This is a genomic window from Kitasatospora purpeofusca, assembly GCF_036010405.1.
GTDB lineage: Bacteria > Actinomycetota > Actinomycetes > Streptomycetales > Streptomycetaceae > Kitasatospora > Kitasatospora purpeofusca.
The window spans coordinates 2,090,389-2,109,328 of sequence record NZ_CP108561.1; the positions used below are offsets into that span (position 1 = coordinate 2,090,389).

Below are 18,940 nucleotides of genomic sequence, written 5' to 3' on the forward strand. Positions count from 1 at the left end.
CGATCCGGGCGGAGTGCTTGTTCCGGCCGCAGGGGATGCCGGAGCGGTCGGTGGGGTCGAAAAGTGGGTCGCCGTCAGGCGGCGGGTTCCGGTTTGACGGCGCCCGGCGCGGCGGCGGCCTTCCCGCGGCCGGTGCAGCGGGCCAGCAGGACCGCGAGGACCGCGGTGCCCGTCAGGACGGCGGCGGAGACCGCGAAGGCGGCACGGTATCCGGCCGTCAGCGCCTCCAGGTGGGACCCGTCGGCGGCGGCACCGCCGGTCACCGACCCGGCCAGGGTGGTCAGGACGGCGAGCCCGATCGCGCCGCCGACCTGCCGGGTGGTGTTCACCAGCCCGCCGGCCAGTCCGGCCTGCCCTGCCGGGACGCCGTCCACGGCGAGCGCGGTGAGCTGGACGAACGCGACGCCGAGGCCCAGGCCGACCAGCAGGCTCGGGCCGAGGATGTCCGTGACGTAGCCGCCGTCGGCGTCGATCCGGGACAGCCACAGCAGGCCGAGCGCCTCGGTCAGCAGGGCTGCGACCGCGGTCGCGGTGGGACCGACCCGCCGGGCCAGTCGCGGAGCCAGCGTGGCACCGGCCATATTGGCTGCGGCGAGCGGGAGTTGGCCCGCCCCGGTGGCCAGCGGCCCCGAGCCGAGGACCTGCTGCTGGTACAGCGGGAGGAAGAAGAACAGGCCGATCCAGACCGAGCCCAGCAGCGCCATCAGCACGTTCCCGGCGGCCACCCGGCCGGTCGCGAGCAGCCCGGGCGGGATCAGCGCGTCCGGGCGGCGGCGCTCGATCGCGACGAAGGCGGCGAGGAGGACGAGGGCGGCGGCCAGGGCGGTGAGCACGCCGCCGTCGCCCCAGCCGGCGCCGCGTGCGGTGGTCAGGCCCCAGACCAGGCAGGTCAGGGCGAGGGTGACGGTCACGGTGCCGGGCAGGTCGAACCCTCCGCCGGACCCTGCGGCCCGCTGCCCGGGGGCGGCCCTGCGGAGCGACAGGGGCGACGGCCCGGCTGCCTCCGGCGGCACCAGGACCACCACCGCCGCGAGCACCAGCGCCGAGCCCAGCGCCACCGAGTGGAAGATCCACGGCCAGCCCCAGGCCTGGGTGAGCACTCCGCCGAGCAGGACGCCTCCCGCCCCGCCCGCACCGGAGACCGCGCCCCACACGCCCAGCGCCCTGCCCCGCCCGGGACCGCCGGGGAACTGCGTCATCGCCAGGGCCAGCGCCGCCGGGGCGATCGCCGCCGCCGCGAGGCCCTGGACGGCCCGGGCGGCGATCAGCGGCGCCGGGGCGGTGGCCAGGCCCGCCGCCAGTGAGGCCGCCGCGAACAGCGCGACCCCGGCGGCCAGCACCCGGCGGCGGCCGAGCAGGTCCGCCGCCCGCCCACCGGCCGGGAGCAGCGCCCCGAACGCCAGGCCGTAGGCGTTGACCACCCAGGTGACGGCGCCGTCGGAGAGGCCGGTCCCGGCCCGGATCTGCGGGAGCGCCACATTGACGATCGAGGTGGCGAGCATGACGGTGAACTGGGCCCCGGCGAGGGCCGCGAGGGCCGCTCCCGGGGAGTGGGGGCGGCCGCCGGCCGGGGCTTCGGGTATTGGTGCCTGTGGTGTCGGTGCAGCGTTCATGGCCACAGATTCGAACCGGGCGCTGTCCAGTTGCCAGGCCCGGCGGGTCCGGGGACTGTCCACCGCTGTCCGCGGCTGTCCACCGTCCGGCCCCTGCCTCTGCCCCTGCCCCGGAACGCCGCAGGGCCCCGCACCCGGAGGTGCGGGACCCGTGGCCGCGGCCGCGTTCGCTCCCGTCAGCGCGAGCCGTGCAGCTCCTGCTCCCACAGCGCCTCGCACAGCAGGTCGAGCCCCTGCCGCAGGTGCCGCCGGTACGTCCCGTACGGCAGGCCCAGCCGGCGGGCGGCGCCCTCCTGGGTCGGCGCGCCGGAGAAGTAGCCCGCCGTCAGGGCCTCGCGGGCGCGGGCGCCGCGCGGGTCCTGCGCGAGGTCGTCCACGGCCTGGCGCAGCAGCTCCCGCAGCTCCTCGACCGGCTCGTCCAGGTCCGCCGCGAGGCGGGTGCGCAGCAGGGCGCAGGCGGCGAACGCGCCCGGGTCGCGCCAGTGCGTGAACGCCTCCCGCACCGCCTGGTCGAACACGGTCCGGGAGACCCCGGACGGACCGGCCTGCGCGGGCACGGGTGTCGACGTCATCAGGTGGCGCAGCCAGGTCTCGACCGGCAGCTGCCGCCAGTCGACGCCGAACACGCCGTAGGTGTGCGCCCCGACCCGGGGCCGGGCGCCGGTGTCGGTGAGGCTGCCCCTGACCCGGGCGGCCCAGGTGTCGGCGTCGCGCCAGACCGCGAAGCCGTAGGCGCGGGCCCGGGCGCGGGCGGACTCGGCCTGGGCCCGGGAGGAGCTGAGGTCGATGACGCGCGAGGGCACCTGGTAGCGCTCGGGGTAGACGGTGAACCGGCTGACGCCGATGTGCTCGCCGGGCCGCACCGGCGCGGTGGCCTCGGTGTACGCCCAGGCGGCGGCCACCACCGGGTCGGTGGCGAGGTCCTCGGGGTCGGCGGGTGCGGGCAGGGCGAGCCGGGCCGTGAACGCCACCACCCGGCCCGTGCCGACCAGCCGGTAGACGCTGAAGGCCTGCGGCTGGCGCCGGGCCCAGTAGCGGACCAGTTCGGCGGACTCCGGCCCCTCGGTCTCGGTGGCCATCCGCAGCACCGTGTCGAGGTCCTCGGGGTGCAGCGGCCGGTCGTGCACCTCGTCCTCGCGCGACCAGGTGCGCAGCCGGGCGACCAGTTCGCCGTCCTTGAAGAGGTGGAAGAGCTCGTCGGTGACGGTCCAGACCTGTTCCTCGGGGGCCTCGCGCAGCAGCCGCAGGTACTCCTCGGCCAGCCGTCGGCGCATCTCGACGAAGGCGTTGGGGGCCCGCCAGCGCAGGTCGGCGGCCAGGGTCTCGCGGGCGGCGTCGTGCGGGTGCAGGCCCCGGTGGGTGGACTCCATGAACGGCAGGCCGCGGAGCCAGCCGAAGAGCAGGTGGGCGTCCTCGTCGGGCAGGACGGCGGCGAGCAGTTCCTCGGAGGTCGACCAGGCCTGCGCCGCCACTTCCAGGGCGCGGCGGTGGGCGGCGGTCGGCACCTCGCCGACCAGACCGGACAGCAGGGTGCGCAGGACGTCGGCGGAGGGCGCCCAGACGCCCTCGCGGCTCCAGTCGTCCTCCCTGGCGGCGGCCGCGAGGGAGAGCGCCAGCGGGTTGCCGCCGGCGAACCGCAGGACCCGTTCGCGCAGTTGGGGCGGCACCTGGGCGGTGCTCAGCAGGCTGCGGGCCTGCGTCTCGGAGAACGGTCCCAGTTCGATCACCCGCAGCAGTCCGGACCAGGCGGGGTCGGCGGTCCACTGGGGCTGCGGGGCGAGGCGTCCGGCCAGCACGACCAGGGTGTCGTCGGCGGCGCGGGGCAGGAAGCGCTGCCACAGCCAGCTCTCCAGCCACTGGCAGTGCTCGAAGGAGTCGACGAACAGGACGGTGCCGGGGATGTCGAGGAACGGCGCGGCGGAGCGTTCGAAGTCGGCCGGGTCGCGGCCGACGAAGCGGCCGTCGAGTTCCAGCAGCAGCCGGCCGGTCGACCTGGCGTGGTCGGCGAGGCGGCGCACCAGGGTCGACTTGCCGATGCCGCCCGGGCCGACCAGGTAGAACGCGAACGGCGCCTGCGGGTCGCCGGCCAGCGCCCGGGCGAAGCCGTCCAACTCCTCGTCGCGGCCGACGAAGGCCTGGACCCGCGCACTGCTCAGTCTCTGCTTGACGGAGGCCATATGACGGCTCCCCTCCTTCTGTTCCTTCTGTTCCCTCTGTGCCGGCGCCGGGCCGCGGCCGCCGTGTCGGGGCCCCGCGTCCTGTCGTCGTGGTGCGGTCCGGTCGGGCTCACCTGATCGAGCCCAGGTCGCGGTCGTCCTCGTGGCCGGAGAGGAGCAGCGTGGTCTCCTCGACGCGCTCGAACCGGCCGTCGGCGGCGAGTTCGGCGAAGAGGTACACCTCGATGCGGGAGGTGTGGCCGTCGTGCTTGGTGACGGTGACGGTGTGGCGGTCGGCGTAGCGGGTGCCGTCGCGGAGTTCGTCGTGGACCTCGACCCGGCCCTCGCGGACCAGGGAGCGCAGTTTGGCGATGTGCTCGACGAAGCCCGCCCGGTCGCTCCACACGCCGTTGGTGCGCTGGCGGTAGTCGGGGGTGAAGTGCCGGGCCACCGCTTCGTCGAGCGGGAGGTCCGGGTCCGGGGCGAACAGCAGGTCGTTCAGTGCCCGGGTGATGTCGGTCGTGGTCATCGCGGTCTTCCTCCAGGAGGGGGCTGGCGGGGGATCAGTGGTGCTGTGCGAGGGCCGTCGGGGTCGGGTGGTGCTCGGGGGCGGCCGCCGGGGTCGGGGCGTGCGGCGGGGCCGTCGGGATGCGGACGGGGGTGAAGTCCAGGGACAGCGCGGCGGGGCCCCGGGTGTAGAGGCCGGTCTCCCGGTAGGTGGAGCCGGGGGTGGGTCGGAGATCCTCCAGCAGCGGCAGCAGCAGTGCGGCCACCGTCTCGATCTCCGCGCGGGCGAAGGCCGCGCCGACGCACTGGTGCAGGCCGGTGCCGAAGGCCAGGTGCTGGGCGGCGGCGGTGAACGAGCGGGCGGCGGCCAGATCGGGGCGGTGGAGGTCGAAGCGGTCCGGGTCGGTGAAGGCCCCGGGGTCGCGGTTGGCCGCGCCGATCAGGCAGAAGACGGTGGCGCCGGCCGGGACGAGGGTGCCGGCGAACTCGGTGTCGCGCTCGGCCTGCCGGGGCACCAGCTGGACGGGCGGGGTGAACCGCAGGGTCTCGGCGACGGCGGCGGACAGCAGCGACGGGTCCCGGCGGACGTCCGCGAGCTGCTCGGGGTGGTCGATCAGGTGCTTGAGGAGGAGGCCGAGGGTCTTGTCGGCGGGCTCGACGGCGGCCACCAGGACGTTGACGAGCAGTGCGACCACCTCGCGGGTGCTCATCGCCACGCCGTCGAGGTCGGCCGTGCAGAGCATGGATATCAGGTCGGCCCCGGGGTGGCGGCGGCGCTGTTCGACGATCGGGACGAGCTGGGCCTCCAGCTCCCCGGCGAGCTCCAGGCAGACCCGGCGGCGTTCCTCGGTGAGGGTGACGGCGGTGACGAACTCGCCCACCCCGGCTATCCGTTCGGCGACCCGCTGCCAGTCCTCGCGGTCCAGGCCGAGGACGTCCAGCGCGGCGCGGACGGCGAAGGGCTTGCCGAACTCGTTGACGAGGTCCATCCGCCCCCGGGCGAGCAGGGGGGCGAGCAGTTCGACGGCGTTGGCGCGGAGGGTGCGGACCTGCTCCCGGAGCGCGGGGCCGGTGAACGCCCGCACGACGATTCCCCGCTTCGCGGTGTGCTCCGCCCCCGTCATCTGCGCCAGCACCGGACCGCCCATCACCGGCTCGGCGCGGACCTGGAGCGTCGCGGTGCTGAACGCCTCATGGTCCGTCAGTACCCGGCGGACGTCGCGGTGGCGGGAGAGGAACCAGGCGTCGAGGGCCGGTTCGCGGTGCACCGGCGCGTGCTCGCACAGCTGTCCGAAGTACCGCTCGGGGGCGGCGGCGAACTCCTCGGACAGGATGCTGAAGCGGGACTCGGCCATGGGCGGGGCGGACCTCTCGGGATGGAGCGGGCGTCCGGGGGACGACGAGGTGCCCGGGGGGACGCGGAGTCGTCGGTGACGTGGGCTCGGGTGACATGTGCCGGGGTGACGCTGAACGGCGCTCGGGGAAGCGGCGAGCGGGGGGCCGGCGGCGGGATCCGTCGGCGGGACGCTCAGGCCGGCGTCAGGGGGAACGAGGATCTCCGGCGGCCGGGCCGGCCGGAGGCGGCGGGAGGGAGCGGACGACGACGGCCCGCGGCTACGCACGGCGCGACCCGATCCCGGAGCGCTGGGCTCCGGGTCGCAGCCGTGGCGGCGACCAGCTCTCGGGGCAACGTCGTCGGTTCCTGTCTCGGGTCCTTTCCCGGGGCGGTCCTGTCAGGTCGGCCGCGGGCACGGCAGCCTGCGGTCGGCCCTCCCCCGGGCGTTTGACGTGGGCACTATAACCCGAAGCCCGAGCGCCACGACCTGGGAGTTTCGGTGCCAAGGATGGTTCGTACCATGCCCGTTCCGGGGGTGTGGACGGACCGTTCGACCACCCCTGGAGCAGACAGGTCCGGATATCTGCGGGCAACGGTCAACACCTGCGGACAGCGGTGGACACCCGGGCGCGACAACGCCCCCGCCTGCGCCGTCGGCGGTCCGAAAGGTTCCCGGTCCGGGCCCGACCACTCGCACGAGTGAACTCCCGGGGCGGGGGAATGCGCCTGTGACTCCGGGGTGTTGGCGGTGTCAAGGATCGTACGAACGGGGAGGTCGGCATGGCCGGAGCAGTGATCGTCGGAGCGGGGCCCGGGATCGGACAGGCGGTGGCGCTGCGGTTCGCGCGGGAGGGCCTGCCGGTCGGCCTGGTCGCGCGGAGCGGGGCGACGGCCGAGGCGGTGGCCGAGGCCGTGCGGCAGGCCGGGGGCAAGGCGGTGGTGCGCACCGCCGACAGCACGGACGAAGAGGCGCTGCGGGCCGCGCTCGACGGGCTGGCGGAGGAGCTGGGCCGGCCGGACGCACTGGTCTACAACGCGGCGCTGATCCGGCCGGACGCCGTCGGGGAGTCCTCCGCCCGCGACCAGCTGGACGCCTGGGCGGTCAACGTGGTGGGCGCGCTGACCGCCGCCGCGCACGTCGCACCGGGGATGGCGGAGCGCGGGCGGGGCACCGTCCTGGTGACGGGCGGCATGCCCGAGCCGAAGCCGGAGTACGTCAGCCTGTCCCTCGGCAAGGCGGGCGTGCGCGCGCTCGTCACGCTGCTCGACCAGACCTACGGCGCAGCCGGCGTGCACGCGGCCAGCGTGACGGTGGCCGGTGCGGTCGCCCCCGGCACCGCCTTCGACCCGGACGACATCGCGGAGCACTACTGGCGGCTGCACACCCAGCCGCGCGGGGAATGGGAGCAGGAGGTGGTCCACGGGGGCTGACACCTGGTCACGGGGTCTCCTGTCGCAAGGCATCGCGCAGACGCAGCAGTTCGCGGTGGCGGACCCGCGCGCGCCGCAGCGCGAGCCCGGCGGCGACGACGAGGGCGAGGCCGGTCACGGCCGTGACCAGCGCCTCCACCGGGGTGCCGCGGAGCACGGCCAGTACCGTCCCCGCTCCGGCGGTCGCCGAGGCCGCCGCCAGTGCGATCCGGCCGGCCAGCACCCGGTCCCGGGCGTACAGCGGCCGCTTCGTGGTCAGCGTCCAGCTCGCGAAGGCCGCCCAGGCCAGGCCGACGGCGATCAGTCCGGCGAACGCGAGCCGGGTGCGGACCGGCAGCGGCTGCGGCTCGGTGGCCCACAGCACCGCGACCAGGGCCGCCGCGCCGCCGCCCGCCAGGCCCACGGCCAGGTTCCGCACCCGGGCGGCCAGCGAGACCTCGGCCGCGAGCGCGCGTTCCAGGCCCTGCGGCACACCGGCCCCTCCGGCGGCGACGTTCCGCTCGCTCATGCTCCGTACCCCTTCTCGACGAGGGCGCTCCGCAGCATGCGGCGGGCCCGGTGAAGCCTGCTCTTGACGGTGCCGGTCGGGACGCCGAGGACTTCGGCGCACACGGCCAGCGGCAGGTCCTCCAGATGGAAGAGGATCAGCACCTCGCGCTCCTGCGGCGGGAGGTCGTTGAGCCCGGCCTCCACCTGCATGGTGGTGAGGACGTCGTCCAGCAGGTGATCGGCACCGACGGCGACCCCGGCCTCGACCTCGGCGTCGGCCACGGCGTCCGCTCCGGCCCCCGTACCGGTCCCGGCGGCCCGTGCCCGCCCGGAGGTCTCCGGCGCCCGGTACTCCTGCCGGAGGTGATTGGTGAGCGCGCGCCGGGCGATGGTGAACAGCCACGGCGCGAACCGCTCGGGCTGCCGGAGCCCGGGCAGCCCGCGCACCACTGCGACCCAGGCCTCCTGGGCGAGGTCGTCGGCCAGGTGCGGGGAGCCCCCGGACACACCCCGCAGGTAGCGCCACAGCGGCGCGTGCCAGACGTCCACCAGCTCGCCGAACGCCTCCCGTTCGCCGAGCTGGCAGCGCACCACCAACAGCGCGTCACGCCGCCGGTCGCCACCGGCACCCTCACCGGCAACCTCGCCGGCAACCTCGCCGGCACCTCCGCCGCCCATCGTGCCTCCCCTCTCCGTCTTCCCCGCTCGTCCCACCGGGACAGTCGTCGATTCCGGCGGAAAGGTTCGCGGGAGACCGGGCGGGCCCCGCGGGCAAGAGCCTTCGAAGACCCCACTGGGCTTGCCGGAGTTGATTGACTGCTTCCCATGCCCTCAACAGTGTTCGAGACCGCCACCCCCGACCCGATCGCCTACCTCGATCGGGTAGCCGCGACCGACCTCGGCCGCTCCTACAAACGGCGCATGCTCGACGAGCTCGACATCCACCCGGGCCAAACGGTGCTCGATCTGGGCTGCGGCCCCGGCACCGATCTCGCCTCGCTCGCCGAAGCTGTCACCGGGACGGGCACGGTGATCGGCGTCGACCGCGACCCGGCCGCGGTCGAGGCCGCCAGGGAGCGCACCGCCGACCGGCGCACCGTCACGGTGCGGCTCGGCGACATCCACGACCTGCCGCTGCCGGACCACGCCGCCGACCGTGCCCGCACCGACCGGGTACTGCAACACGTCGCCGACCCGGCGGTGACGTTCTACATCGTCGTCGCCGAGTCGTAGCCGCCGATCCCCAGCGACGACGGCCCGCCGGGAGCGGCATTCGCCAGGCACGGACAGTGACGAGCGCTCCTCGCACTGATCTCGAACTCGCGACACTCGAATACGCGAGCCCCCCAGCACCGAGGCCGGCGAACGCCCGGCCGGAAGCATCCGGCCGGGGGTACCGCGTCCGCAGCTGTGGCGAGAGGAAGGAGAGCCGGCGGCTCAGGCCACCGGGACCATCCCGAGCAGTTCGCCCAGCCGGCGGACCGTGGCGGGCGACTCGCGGTGCAGTCCGGCGATGTCGAGGCCCTCGTCGCCCAGGACCATCAGCAACGCCCGGTCCCCGATCGCCAGCACCACAACGTAGCCGCCGTCGCAGCGGGTGACCACCTCCCGCAGTCCGCCCACGCCGACCTCGGCGGCGGTGCGGCGGCCGAGGCCGAGCATGGCGGCCGACAGCGCGGCGGCCGACTCGGGGTGGACGGCGGCCGTGTCGGCGGCCACCAGCAGGCCGTCGGCGGTCGAGACGACGCTCTCCGAGATGCCCATGACCCGCTCGCGGAGTGACTTCAACTCGTCGACCAGCACGGCGGTCGGCGTCTGGCTGCTCATGGTGTGCTCTTCTCGGTCGTCACGGTCGTGTCGGTTGGCTCTGTCGTTGCGGCGCGCCCGGTGCGGTCGGCACGGTCGGCACGTTCGGCGCGCGGTGGACCGTCGGGAGCGGCCGCGGCTGCCCTGCTCACGGCTCCCCCGCCCGCTCCGCCCGGGGCCCGTGTGCCGGGTTCCGTGCACCAGGGACGCGGCGCGGCAGGGGCTGCCCGCCGTCGGCCGGAAGCGGTTCGCCCGGTGCGGTCCGGGGAGCGACGCTCGGCGCCATCGGGACGGCGGCGGCCGGTTCCCGGTGGAGCAGCTGCCGGGCGTCCATCCGGACCAGGTCGAGCAGCACCGCGAACACACCCCGCCCCAGCGCGAAGCCGATGTCGCGAGCGGTGCGGCGGCCGGTCGCGGCGGCCAGGATCTCCCGGTGGCGGGCCGGTATCCGGACCGCGGCGGGCCCGGGGAGCGCTCCCCCGCCGACCCCGCCTACCCCGCCGACCCCGTCGACGCCGCCGACCCCGGACACCCCGGCGGCGGGCCGGATCCGGGTGCGGGCCAGTTCGCCGGGCGGGCCCCAGGCCCGGGTCAGCAGGGCCGTCCGGCGGGCGGTCTCCTCGAAGAGCCGCTTCGGCTCGATCCCGGGCCGCAGCGCGAGCCCGGCGGGCGGGGCCGTTCCGACGGTCTCCCAGGCCCCGGGCGGGCTCAGCACCAGGGCGAAAGCACCGTCGAAGACGGCGGAGGCGCAGACCGCTTCGAGTTCGGCGGCGCCGATCGAGCCCTGGGCGACCAGGGCCGCGCCGAGGTCGCCGATCCCGGTGGAGGAGGCGGCCCCGGCGGAGGAGGCGGCCGTCTCCGCCGCCGTCCAGTCCGCCTGGCCGATCCGCCCCGACTTGAGCAGCAGGGTCTCGGCGGTCGGGGCGCCGGGGGTCTCGATCGCCGTGATCAGGCCGTGTTCCAGGTGGATCGTGCCGCCCGGCGCGCTGGAGACGACGACCGAGCCGGTGAAGTCCACCTCGCGCAGTGCCAGCAGGTGCGCGGGCACATTGCGGGCGGCCGGACGCGGGCCTACCTGGACGTGGACGTGGTCGTGATCGTGGGTGTCGGGTGTCATGTCACAAAGCCCCGAGCGCTGTCGGCGGTCTGGCGCAGCGCCAGGGCCAGGTTGACCCGCGACCGGTCCAGCACGGTGGCCAGCAGCAGCGGATCGCCCTGACGGGGCAGCACCTGGACCACCTCGTGGTGGAGGGTGCTGGTGACGACGACGCTCTCCAGCTCCCCGTCGGCCCCGGCCTCGCACAGCCGGTCGCCGATCACGGCGGCCAGTTCGGCGAGTTCGGCCCCTGGTCCGAGCAGTCGCTGGTCCCCGCCCGCCCCGTAGGTGAGGCCGGTGGCGGCGTCGACGAGTACGGCGCCGACCACGCCGGGGGAGCCGAGCACATCGGAGAGGGAGGCTTCGAGTGCGCGCACCGGTACCCCTTCGTGTTCTGAACTGTTGGCAGCGTACTTTATTCCATCATTTCCTCGACGGGGTCGATGCGGGGGACTTCTTGCTACTTTGTTCCCGCACACGGGAGTTCTGCCCCGCAGTTACGCAAAGGACGAACAGCGCATGAACATTGACGACGCACTCAAGGACGCGATGGCCATCGAGGGCGCGATCGGCGTCGCCGTGGCCGACTACGAGAGCGGTATGTCACTCGGTTTCCTCGGCGGGGGGCAGGATCTCGACCTGGAGGTCGCGGCGGCCGTCAACACCGAGGTCGTGCGGGCCAAGGTGCGGGCGCTGGCCGCGCTGTCGATCGACGACGTCATCGAGGACATCCTGATCACCCTGGGCAGCCAGTACCACCTGATCCGCCCGCTCGCGAGCAGCCACGGCTCGCTCTTCCTCTACCTGGCGCTGGACCGCTCGCGCGCCAACCTGGCGCTCGCCCGGCACGGCCTCAAGCGCATAGAGACCTCGCTCGACGTCTGAGTCGGCGTCCGGTCCGGCGTCCGGTCCGGCGTCGTTCCGCCCTCCGGTCCGGCGTCGTTCCGGAATTCCGCACCGGGCGAACGCGAAGCGTGATGAACCGGCCACGGTGCTGCGCCCGTAGGAATTGGTCCGCGAATAACCGCAGGTACACCTCAATCATCGAATAACGTGTTCCCCCGGTGACTGGGCGTCATTTTCGCGGCCCCCGCCGCGCTGGCCCCGCGGAGTGGAAGGTCGACGCCGCCGACTTTCCACTCCGCGGGGCCGGCGCGGCGGCTCGGAAATCGTTGGGCAATTGATCGACTTCGTGGAGTGATGGACCGGCGGCGGCGCCGGAACCGGGACACCGGGCCCGGTGGGCTCGCCGGGCCCGGCGATTCCGACGTCGTCATGGCGGCAAGTGACCGACCGGCACGTGTCGCCCGTAACCCGGGATTTCCACAACTGCGTCACAAGGGCGCCTGGTTGCTCCCCGTCGACCGGCGGCCCTGGAATCATCCCCGCTGGGCACCGGGGCGGCGCCCGGGGCGCGGCGCGATCGTGGGGGCGACGATGGAGACGTGGATGAGGGACCCAGGGGCGTCCGGCGCCGAACGGCGGCCCTCCCTGCTGGCGGGTGCTCTCCTGCTCCAGGGGATCCTCGTCCTGGCGGGGCTGGCCGTCACCGTACTCGGCTTCCGGCTGTACCTCGACGCCCACGACGAGATGCACGGCTACCGGACCGCACCGGTCTGCGGCACGGCCGCCGAACCGGGAGCGGACTGCAACCGTTACGAGACCGGCAGGGTGACGGCGCGGAAGAACGACGGCGAGTACCGGCTGACCGTGGCGCGCGAAACGGCACCCAAGGAGACGTACAACGTCGACCAGGACTTCTACGACGACGTGCAGATCGGCTCGAACGTGCGGGTGACGGTCTTCCACGCGCGAGCGGTCGAGATCTCCGACCGCGGGCACCACGCCGACAGCCTCCAGGACCCCCACCTGCCCGCCCTGGAGGTGGCCGCCCTGATCGCCCTGGGATCGGCCCTGACCGTGAACGGTCTGGCCCGGTCGCGCGACAGCGGCGCCGGCCTGCTCTCCGGACCCGGGATCGGCCTCCTCGCCTTCATCGGCGGCTCCATGCTGCTGCAGCTGCCGCTGCCGCTCGCCGTCACCCTGGGCCTCCCCCTCGTCGGCTGGATCGCCCTGGTCGCCACCGTCGCGGCGTTCACCTGAGCCCGGATCCGTCCCCTTCGGGCTTCGCGTTCCTTGATCGTTGGGGCGCGCGGCCGTCCTCCCGACCCTTCTCAGGCCCCCGGGAGCAGCCGCACCTCCGCGCCGTCCGTTCGCGCGCCCGGCTTGCTCCACCAGTGGTCGTAGCGGCGGTAGACGTACGGCTCGCGGTCGGCGAGCAGCGCCGTCAGCGAGCGGGCCTCGGCGGCGAGCTGCTCCCACGCCGCGTCCGGCAGCGGGTGGAACGCCGTCGCCTCGACGCCGCCCTCGACCGTGCGCCACACCCCGGCCACCCAGCCGTCCACGAGCAGGGTCGGCAGCACATCGCCGTTGCGCTTGATCGCCAGGGCGCGGTACTCCGGCGGGACGATCCGGCTCCGGTCGGCGTAGGCGAGCAGGACGCTGTCCCACATCGCCATCAGCCGGGCCGGCACCGGCAGGTCCTCGTCCGGCAGCGTAGCCCCGGCGAGGTCGAACAGCTCCGCGCCGTCCGGCCCCGCCAGGCGCTCGACCCCGCCCTCCGCCGTCAGCACCCGCAGCGCCTCCTTCGCCCGGCCCCGCTGCACCAGCGCGAACTGCGCCACGTCCGCCACCGAAGCCGGTCCGAACCCGGCGAGGTAGCGCCGCACGAGCGTGCGCAGCGAGGCCGCGTACACCTCCGGATCGCCGAGCACCGGCCGGACCGGCGGGGCGACGTAGGAGAGCCGGTGGCCGAACGACCAGAGCCCCTCCCCCGGTGCGCGCAGCAGCGGTGCCACCTGCCGCAGCCCCCACCAGGCCGGGGGCGCCGCCTCGGCACCGATCCGCCCGGCGAGCCAGGTCTCGAACTCCGGTGCGGCGCGCGTCCGGTCGCCGAAGTCGAGCACGTCCGCAACCAGCGCGTCCCCGTCGGCGGCCGTCAGACCGGAGGCCGTGAACCGGTCGTCGCCCAGCCGGGCGCCCCGCACCGACGGGTGGACGGCCTCCCGGAACGTCGCGAAGTCGTCGACGTGCACGGCGTGCAGGGTGATCCGCATCAGGGTGGACCGCACGATCCCCAGCTCCGCGAAGGCCCGGTCGAGCTCGGCGGAGTCGAAGCCGGCCACCCGGTTCCACAGCGCGAGGTAGGGCGAGGCCGGCTGCTGCGCCTGGAGCGCGACCACCCGCCGCACCGCCTCGGCGACGCCGATCTCCTCCCGTCGCACCAGCAGCTGCCGTTCGAGGGTGGCCCGGTTGAGCTGCCCTGCGGTGATCGTCACGTCCATGGCCCTCTCGTCGTCGACCCGCCCCCCGGACGCCCCCGGTGGAGGTCGGAGGTGGAGCCTAGCCGCAGGGTCCGACAATCCCGCCGCCGCCGAACCCCGGGGGGCGGGTCGACGATCATCGCCTGCGGCGGGTGGGCCCTCCACCGGATCGCGGGGCCTTCCGACCGCTCGACCGAAACGGGGTTGTCCATGAAGATCCGCAACAGGGTCGCCGCCGGGGTGCTCTCCATAGCCGCCCTCGGCTTCGCCGTCGCCACCGCCGCGCCCGCCTCGGCGTCCAGCGGCGGGTGCGCCTCGTACGACGCCTGCCTGTACTACAGCCCCAACTTCCAGGGCGCCTTCTTCGGCGACGGCGACGGCAGCAGCCGCGGCTACGAGACCTACCAGGTCAACTCCACCTACACCTTCGGCGGCGGCGGCACCGGCAACGGCCAGCACGTCCGGAACAACGCGGCGTCGGTCTACAACTTCAACCAGAACTACAGCGTCACGATCTACTACAGCCCCGGCGGCTACGGCGTCAGCCAGTACATCAAGCGCGGTACCGGCGCCAACCTGATCCCGCAGCTGCGGAACAACAACGCCTCGCAGTGCTTCGACTACTTCGAGGCCTGCCGCTGACCTCGGGTCGGCCCGCGATTTCCTCGGCGGCGGTGCCGCGCAGCCCCCGGCGCGCGGCACCGCCCCTGTTCCGGCTGGAAGAAGAGTTCGCCATGCGCAGCGCAGCCCCCGCGTCGACGCGGTCCGTACGGCGGTCCGTACGGCGGTCCGTACGGCGGTCCGTACGGCGACCGGTCCGGCGGTCGGTCCGGTCGCTACGCCCGGTCGGTGCGCCGGTGATCGCCGCCCTGGCCGCCGTGGTCGCGCTGGGCGCCGCCGCCGCGGGCTGCGCGGGCGCCGACCCGAAGGCAGGCCCGGCTCCGGCGGCGGCCCCGCCGGTGGTCGGCGCGATCCCGACCCTGGCCACCGCCGACGGCCGGGCGCTGCCCGTCGCCCAGTACCTGATCAGCCCGGACGAGGACCGCCGGATCGAGACCGCCAGGACGGCGCTCATCGGGGCGTGCATGAAGCGCTCCGGATTCGACTACGCGCCGGCGGCGAACGGGACCAAGCCGGACCTGATGGTCCGCCGGTACTACCTCACGGACGCCGCGAGCGCGGCCGTCCAGGGCTACCACTGGGGCGGGGCGGCGGACCGGGCACAGCAGTCCGCCGCCCCGCAGCCCCCCGCACCGGAGCTGCAGGCCGTCCTGGGCCAGGGCCGGGGCGCCCCCGCCGATCCGGCGGCGCCCGCCGACCGCACCCACAACGGCCTCGCGATCCCGCCCGGCGGCTGCCTCGGCGAGGCGGACGACACCCTGACCCGGGGCGGCGGAATCCTCCAGGACGACGCCGGGGCACTGGAGATCAACGGCAGGAGCTTCGCGGACTCCATGGCCGACGCGCGGGTGAAGGCGGCCTTCGCCGCCTGGTCGCGCTGCATGAAGGAGAAGGGGCAGACGTACGCGAGCCCCGTGGACGCGGTGGGCGACGAGCGCTGGTTCTCGTCGCCGACGGCGACCCCTCCCGAGATCGCCGCCGCGACGGCCGACATCGGCTGCAAGCAGCAGAACAACGTCGTCGGCATCTGGTTCGCCGTCGAGACCGCCTACCAGGACCGGGCCGTCCAGGCGGACCTGAAGCGCCTGGAGCAGACCCGGAGGGCGATCGACACCACCCTCGCGAACGCGGCGGCGACCAAGGCGTCCTGAGGTCGCTCGGTCGCTACGCCCGGAGCGGCTCGGTCAGCACGCCGGCGATCCCGTCCAGCAGCGCCCGGTTGACGTCCCGGGCCTGCGGGGTGTCGGCGTGGATGGTGTTGACGAACAGGCCCTCGTCGGTGCGGTGCAGCCAGTGCAGGATCCCGTTGCAGCCGGACACCCACACGTGCATCCGGGCCTGTTGGGCGAGGTGGAGGTCCGCGCCGGGCAGCCTGCGGCAGTCGATGTAGGAGAAGAAGTTCACCGCGTACGGCCAGTAGCGCAGCGTCGCGTACTCGGCCGGGGCGAGCAGCTTCCACGCCTTGACGAAGTGCACCTCGGCATGGGCCTGCACCTCGGCGTAGGCGTCCTGGGCATCGGCGATCACGTCGCCGAGGCCGGCCCCCGGCCCGACGGGGAACTCGATCGGCAGGGTGTTGATGAACCACCCCATCGACTCCGCGTAGTCACCCCGGCCGCGTTCGTTGAACGGCATCAGTCCTCGGTACACCGGCGGCCCGCCCAACTCCCGGACGGCGATGGCGACGCTCGCCAGCAGCCCCATGGACAGCCGCCCGCCCAGGCCGCGGCAGACGGCGCCGAACTCCTCGATCCGGTCGGCGTCCAGTAGTCGTTCGGTACCGGCCACCGGCGCGTACAGCTCCCCGGGCCGGACGCCGAGGTCGAGCGGGAAGCGCGGGAAGAGGCCGCCGTTGCGGTCGCGGAAGCCCCGCCAGTGGTCCAGTCGCGGATCGTCGGCGCGCATCGCCCGGTTGGCGCGGCGCTGGGTGCGGCTGAACTCCAGGTAGCTCCCCGCACCCGGGGTCGTGGCGGCTTCGGTTCGGGTTCCGGTTCCGGTTTCGGCTTCGTCGGCTGCGGCTGCGGCTGCGGAGGTGAGGCTCCGGTAGGCCGTCGCGATGTCGTTGATGGCGATCGCGCTGGAGAGTCCGTCGGTGACCAGGTGGTCGCAGGAGAACCAGACGGTGGTGGACTCCGGCCGCACCACCGCGCCCATCGTGATCAGCGGCCAGGAGAGGGTGTCCACCTCCTGGAACGCCTCCTGGAGGTGCCGGGTGACCTGCGCGGGGGTCTCCAACGGGCCGCCGTAGACGTGCTTGAGGGCCACCTCGTCGGGGGTGAGGACCTCGCAGCCGAGGTCCCCGGCCAGCGGCTGGTAGACCGCCCGGAGCACCTCGTGCCGTCGCACCAGGTGCAGCAGCGCGGCCGCCAGCGCGTCCAGGTCCACCCGGCCGGCGAGTTCGAAGCTCCCCGCGACGTAGGACCGGATCGGGTCGTCGACGCTCTGGGCGTACTGGGCAACGGTGAAATGTTTCGCCTGGTTGTAGCCGGTCATCCGACGCGGGGCGGGCCCGTCGTCACCGGTCAGGGGGACAAGGTGCCACCGGTGGGCCTCACCCGGGCCGATCTCGGAGTGCTCGACTGAGATCTGGAGCATGCCGCCCTCTTTTGCTGCTGTCGTGATCAGGTGCCGTCGGGAGCGGTTGAGTACCGCCCTGCCGCTCGGTGCCATACCAACGCGGCTTCTCGGCCATCGGATACGCGCAGCGGCCGTTCGGGTGACATGACCCCCGGCGGTGGCGCGCTGTCCGCCGCAGGCCGGCCGCGGCCGGTCGGACCGGGCTTGCCGGTCCGACCGGCACCGAGGTCAGGCCAGTGCCGCTCCCCCGTCAAGGGTGAGCACGGTGCCGGTCGCGTAGCCGTTGTCGAGGAGGTAGAGGTAGGCCGCCGCGGCCTCCTCGGGGGTGCCGACGCGCTGCACGGGCAGGCCGCTGCCCTGCACCTGGAGGAAGGCCTCCGGGTCCGGCACGGTGCTGTCCCAGAGCTCGGTGCGGACCGCACCCAGGCGGACGGCGTTCACCCGCAGCGGGGCGAGTTCCAGGGCCAGGGCCCGCGTCACGCCCTCGACGGCCGCGGTGATGCTCGCGCCGAGCAGGGCCCCGGGGACGGGCCGGGTGGCGAAGGCGCCGGAGGTGAGGGTGATCGAGCCGCCGGGACGGAGCTTCGGCGTCGCGTACTTCGCGGCGAGCAGGGCACCCCAGAAGCGGCGCTCGAAGAACGCCCGCGACTCCTCGGCGCCGAGGTCGGCGAGCGGCTTCAGCAGCAGGGGCTCGCCCGCCGTGTAGACGAGGTGGTCGAACTCGCCGACCCGGTCGAAGAAGGCGACGATCGCGGCCTCGTCGGCGACGTCCAGCACGATGCCCTCGGCCCGGTCACCGATCTTCTTCACCGCCAGGTCGACCCGGTCCTGATTGCTGGAGGCGACGACCACGTTCGAGCCCCGGGCCGCTGCGGCCTGCGCGACGGCGAACCCGACGCCGGAGGTACCGCCGATGACGACGACGCGCGGGGTGTCTGCTGTGTTGTTCATGCCGAGGACGCTACGGCTCACGACTGGAGACAGTGAATGACATAAAGTCTCGATTCCCTGTCCGATCGTCTCAGTGCTGGCGCGCTAGGGTGGGCGAATGGACATCCTCAGCGACACCCTCGCCGCTCTGCGCACCGGGCGTCCGTCCGTCGTCCGCACGGACGCGCGGGCGCCGTGGGGTGTGCGCTTCCAGCCCATCTCGGGAGCCGGGTTCCACGTCGTGGTCGAGGGGCGCTGTTTTCTGCTGCCGGTCGGCGGCGATCCGATCGAACTGGGCCCCGGTGATGTGGTGTTCCTGCGGCGCGGCACCGATCACGCGATCTGTGACGCGGTCGCGGGTGAGCCGGTGGCCTTCGAACCCGACCGCGTCGACACCTCCTCGCCGATCGGGTCGTTCAGCGTCGGGGGTGACGGTGCTCGCAGCGTGCTGGTGTGCGGGGCCTACCACCTCGACATCGACCGACCGCACCCGCTGCTCGGCGACCTCCCGGAGGTCATCCACCTCCCGGCAAGCCCGGGTCGCCATCCGGCACTGCGCTCGGCGGTCGACCAGCTCTGCGCCGAGATCCACCGGCCGCAACCGGGTTCGGACTCGGTGGTCACGGCGCTCGTCGACCTGCTGCTGCTCTACATTCTGCGGTCCTGGTACGCCGAGTTGCCGAGGGAGCGGACGCAGGGGTGGGCGTCGGCGCTGAACGATCCGTTGATCGCGCCCGCGTTGAAGGCGATCCACGACGACCCCGCGCATCCGTGGACGGTGGAGCTGCTGGGAAGCCGGGCCGGGCTGTCGCGGGCGGCGTTCGCCCGGCGGTTCACCGCGGTGGTCGGCGAGCCGCCGTTGAGTTATTTGACGACATGGCGGATGGCGATCGCGGCGCGGATGCTGCGCGAGACGGGCGATTCGCTGGGTGCCGTGGCCGAGAACGCCGGCTACACATCGGAGTTCGCGTTCGCGAAGGCGTTCAAACGGCACTTCGGCGCCCCGCCCGGGGCGTATCGGCGGGAGCGGCGGGCGGTGGCGGGGGCTCTGTGAT

General features: G+C 74.1%; 19 protein-coding genes. 7 read left to right on the forward strand and 12 right to left on the reverse strand.

Features of this window, described 5'->3' with window-relative positions:
* Nucleotides 1-74 precede the first annotated feature (74 nt).
* The 4 genes from OG715_RS09035 to OG715_RS09050 form a co-directional block, all read right to left on the reverse strand.
* Complete coding sequence (locus tag OG715_RS09035; RefSeq protein ID WP_266275724.1) at nt 75-1,613, reverse strand: MFS transporter; 1,539 nt, start codon at nt 1,611-1,613, stop codon at nt 75-77.
* A gap of 176 nt (nt 1,614-1,789) precedes the next feature.
* Nucleotides 1,790-3,790, reverse strand: coding sequence for an AAA family ATPase (locus OG715_RS09040; RefSeq protein WP_266275722.1), 2,001 nt, complete (start codon nt 3,788-3,790; stop codon nt 1,790-1,792).
* A 109-nt stretch (nt 3,791-3,899) separates the two neighbouring features.
* Entirely contained in the window at nt 3,900-4,298 is a 399-nt protein-coding gene (locus OG715_RS09045) for a nuclear transport factor 2 family protein (protein ID WP_266275720.1), read from the reverse strand.
* 34 nt (nt 4,299-4,332) lie between these two features.
* Nucleotides 4,333-5,631 carry a cytochrome P450 gene (locus tag OG715_RS09050; RefSeq protein ID WP_266275718.1) on the reverse strand — a complete coding sequence of 433 codons (1,299 nt, stop codon included), beginning with the start codon at nt 5,629-5,631 and terminating at the stop codon, nt 4,333-4,335.
* Nucleotides 5,632-6,392: 761 nt separating this feature from the next.
* Between OG715_RS09050 and OG715_RS09055 the strand changes: the two genes are divergently transcribed.
* Nucleotides 6,393-7,043, forward strand: a complete 651-nt coding sequence (locus OG715_RS09055; protein ID WP_266275716.1) for an SDR family NAD(P)-dependent oxidoreductase — start codon at nt 6,393-6,395, stop codon at nt 7,041-7,043.
* A gap of 7 nt (nt 7,044-7,050) precedes the next feature.
* Here OG715_RS09055 and OG715_RS09060 read toward each other — a convergent pair whose 3' ends face one another.
* Entirely contained in the window at nt 7,051-7,551 is a 501-nt protein-coding gene (locus tag OG715_RS09060; protein ID WP_266275714.1) for a transmembrane transport protein, read from the reverse strand.
* Nucleotides 7,548-8,210 carry an RNA polymerase sigma factor gene (locus tag OG715_RS09065; protein ID WP_266275712.1) on the reverse strand — a complete coding sequence of 221 codons (663 nt, stop codon included), beginning with the start codon at nt 8,208-8,210 and terminating at the stop codon, nt 7,548-7,550. The genes OG715_RS09060 and OG715_RS09065 overlap by 4 nt, the downstream gene beginning before the upstream one ends.
* A gap of 147 nt (nt 8,211-8,357) precedes the next feature.
* Between OG715_RS09065 and OG715_RS09070 the strand changes: the two genes are divergently transcribed.
* Nucleotides 8,358-8,765 (forward strand): methyltransferase domain-containing protein, encoded by a 408-nt coding sequence (locus OG715_RS09070; protein WP_323182271.1) that lies wholly within the window; start codon nt 8,358-8,360, stop codon nt 8,763-8,765.
* A gap of 204 nt (nt 8,766-8,969) precedes the next feature.
* Here OG715_RS09070 and OG715_RS09075 read toward each other — a convergent pair whose 3' ends face one another.
* The 3 genes from OG715_RS09075 to OG715_RS09085 form a co-directional block, all read right to left on the reverse strand.
* On the reverse strand, nt 8,970-9,359 hold the full coding sequence (locus OG715_RS09075) for a roadblock/LC7 domain-containing protein (RefSeq protein WP_030398414.1): 390 nt from the start codon (nt 9,357-9,359) through the stop codon (nt 8,970-8,972).
* Between the two features lie 127 nt (nt 9,360-9,486).
* Nucleotides 9,487-10,455 carry a hypothetical protein gene (locus OG715_RS09080; protein WP_266275710.1) on the reverse strand — a complete coding sequence of 323 codons (969 nt, stop codon included), beginning with the start codon at nt 10,453-10,455 and terminating at the stop codon, nt 9,487-9,489.
* Nucleotides 10,452-10,811 (reverse strand): hypothetical protein, encoded by a 360-nt coding sequence (locus OG715_RS09085; RefSeq protein WP_266275708.1) that lies wholly within the window; start codon nt 10,809-10,811, stop codon nt 10,452-10,454. Before OG715_RS09085 ends, OG715_RS09080 begins: the two co-directional genes overlap by 4 nt.
* 142 nt (nt 10,812-10,953) lie before the next feature.
* Here OG715_RS09085 and OG715_RS09090 point away from each other — a divergent pair, with 142 nt between their 5' ends.
* Together OG715_RS09090 and OG715_RS09095 are read left to right on the forward strand one after the other, a co-directional pair.
* Nucleotides 10,954-11,319: a hypothetical protein gene (locus OG715_RS09090; RefSeq protein WP_266275706.1), complete on the forward strand. Its 366-nt coding sequence runs from the start codon at nt 10,954-10,956 to the stop codon at nt 11,317-11,319.
* Nucleotides 11,320-11,883: 564 nt separating this feature from the next.
* Entirely contained in the window at nt 11,884-12,537 is a 654-nt protein-coding gene (locus tag OG715_RS09095) for a hypothetical protein (RefSeq protein WP_266275704.1), read from the forward strand.
* A gap of 71 nt (nt 12,538-12,608) precedes the next feature.
* Here the strand turns inward: OG715_RS09095 and OG715_RS09100 are convergent, their stop codons facing one another.
* Nucleotides 12,609-13,772: a winged helix DNA-binding domain-containing protein gene (locus tag OG715_RS09100; protein WP_266277373.1), complete on the reverse strand. Its 1,164-nt coding sequence runs from the start codon at nt 13,770-13,772 to the stop codon at nt 12,609-12,611.
* Between the two features lie 195 nt (nt 13,773-13,967).
* Here OG715_RS09100 and OG715_RS09105 point away from each other — a divergent pair, with 195 nt between their 5' ends.
* Both OG715_RS09105 and OG715_RS09110 read left to right on the forward strand, forming a co-directional pair.
* The gene (locus OG715_RS09105; RefSeq protein WP_266275702.1) at nt 13,968-14,399 is read left to right on the forward strand and encodes a hypothetical protein; all 432 of its coding nucleotides are present in this window, start codon (nt 13,968-13,970) and stop codon (nt 14,397-14,399) included.
* Nucleotides 14,400-14,614: 215 nt separating this feature from the next.
* On the forward strand, nt 14,615-15,529 hold the full coding sequence (locus OG715_RS09110; RefSeq protein ID WP_266275700.1) for a hypothetical protein: 915 nt from the start codon (nt 14,615-14,617) through the stop codon (nt 15,527-15,529).
* Nucleotides 15,530-15,542: 13 nt separating this feature from the next.
* Here OG715_RS09110 and OG715_RS09115 read toward each other — a convergent pair whose 3' ends face one another.
* Nucleotides 15,543-16,973, reverse strand: coding sequence for a condensation domain-containing protein (locus OG715_RS09115; RefSeq protein ID WP_266275698.1), 1,431 nt, complete (start codon nt 16,971-16,973; stop codon nt 15,543-15,545).
* Between the two features lie 210 nt (nt 16,974-17,183).
* On the reverse strand, nt 17,184-17,906 hold the full coding sequence (locus OG715_RS09120; RefSeq protein ID WP_266275696.1) for an SDR family oxidoreductase: 723 nt from the start codon (nt 17,904-17,906) through the stop codon (nt 17,184-17,186).
* A 97-nt stretch (nt 17,907-18,003) separates the two neighbouring features.
* Here OG715_RS09120 and OG715_RS09125 point away from each other — a divergent pair, with 97 nt between their 5' ends.
* Nucleotides 18,004-18,939: an AraC family transcriptional regulator gene (locus OG715_RS09125; RefSeq protein WP_266275693.1), complete on the forward strand. Its 936-nt coding sequence runs from the start codon at nt 18,004-18,006 to the stop codon at nt 18,937-18,939.
* Nucleotide 18,940: the final 1 nt, after the last annotated feature.

Bases quoted from the DNA above. Each gene is read 5' to 3' on its own strand.
- OG715_RS09035 (WP_266275724.1), bottom strand. From the start codon at position 1,613: ATGAACGCTGCACCGACACCACAGGCACCAATACCCGAAGCCCCGGCC.
- OG715_RS09040 (WP_266275722.1), bottom strand. From the start codon at position 3,790: ATGGCCTCCGTCAAGCAGAGACTGAGCAGTGCGCGGGTCCAGGCCTTC.
- OG715_RS09045 (WP_266275720.1), bottom strand. From the start codon at position 4,298: ATGACCACGACCGACATCACCCGGGCACTGAACGACCTGCTGTTCGCC.
- OG715_RS09050 (WP_266275718.1), bottom strand. From the start codon at position 5,631: ATGGCCGAGTCCCGCTTCAGCATCCTGTCCGAGGAGTTCGCCGCCGCC.
- OG715_RS09055 (WP_266275716.1), top strand. From the start codon at position 6,393: ATGGCCGGAGCAGTGATCGTCGGAGCGGGGCCCGGGATCGGACAGGCG.
- OG715_RS09060 (WP_266275714.1), bottom strand. From the start codon at position 7,551: ATGAGCGAGCGGAACGTCGCCGCCGGAGGGGCCGGTGTGCCGCAGGGC.
- OG715_RS09065 (WP_266275712.1), bottom strand. From the start codon at position 8,210: ATGGGCGGCGGAGGTGCCGGCGAGGTTGCCGGCGAGGTTGCCGGTGAG.
- OG715_RS09070 (WP_323182271.1), top strand. From the start codon at position 8,358: ATGCCCTCAACAGTGTTCGAGACCGCCACCCCCGACCCGATCGCCTAC.
- OG715_RS09075 (WP_030398414.1), bottom strand. From the start codon at position 9,359: ATGAGCAGCCAGACGCCGACCGCCGTGCTGGTCGACGAGTTGAAGTCA.
- OG715_RS09080 (WP_266275710.1), bottom strand. From the start codon at position 10,455: ATGACACCCGACACCCACGATCACGACCACGTCCACGTCCAGGTAGGC.
- OG715_RS09090 (WP_266275706.1), top strand. From the start codon at position 10,954: ATGAACATTGACGACGCACTCAAGGACGCGATGGCCATCGAGGGCGCG.
- OG715_RS09095 (WP_266275704.1), top strand. From the start codon at position 11,884: ATGAGGGACCCAGGGGCGTCCGGCGCCGAACGGCGGCCCTCCCTGCTG.
- OG715_RS09105 (WP_266275702.1), top strand. From the start codon at position 13,968: ATGAAGATCCGCAACAGGGTCGCCGCCGGGGTGCTCTCCATAGCCGCC.
- OG715_RS09115 (WP_266275698.1), bottom strand. From the start codon at position 16,973: ATGCTCCAGATCTCAGTCGAGCACTCCGAGATCGGCCCGGGTGAGGCC.
- OG715_RS09120 (WP_266275696.1), bottom strand. From the start codon at position 17,906: ATGAACAACACAGCAGACACCCCGCGCGTCGTCGTCATCGGCGGTACC.
- OG715_RS09125 (WP_266275693.1), top strand. From the start codon at position 18,004: ATGGACATCCTCAGCGACACCCTCGCCGCTCTGCGCACCGGGCGTCCG.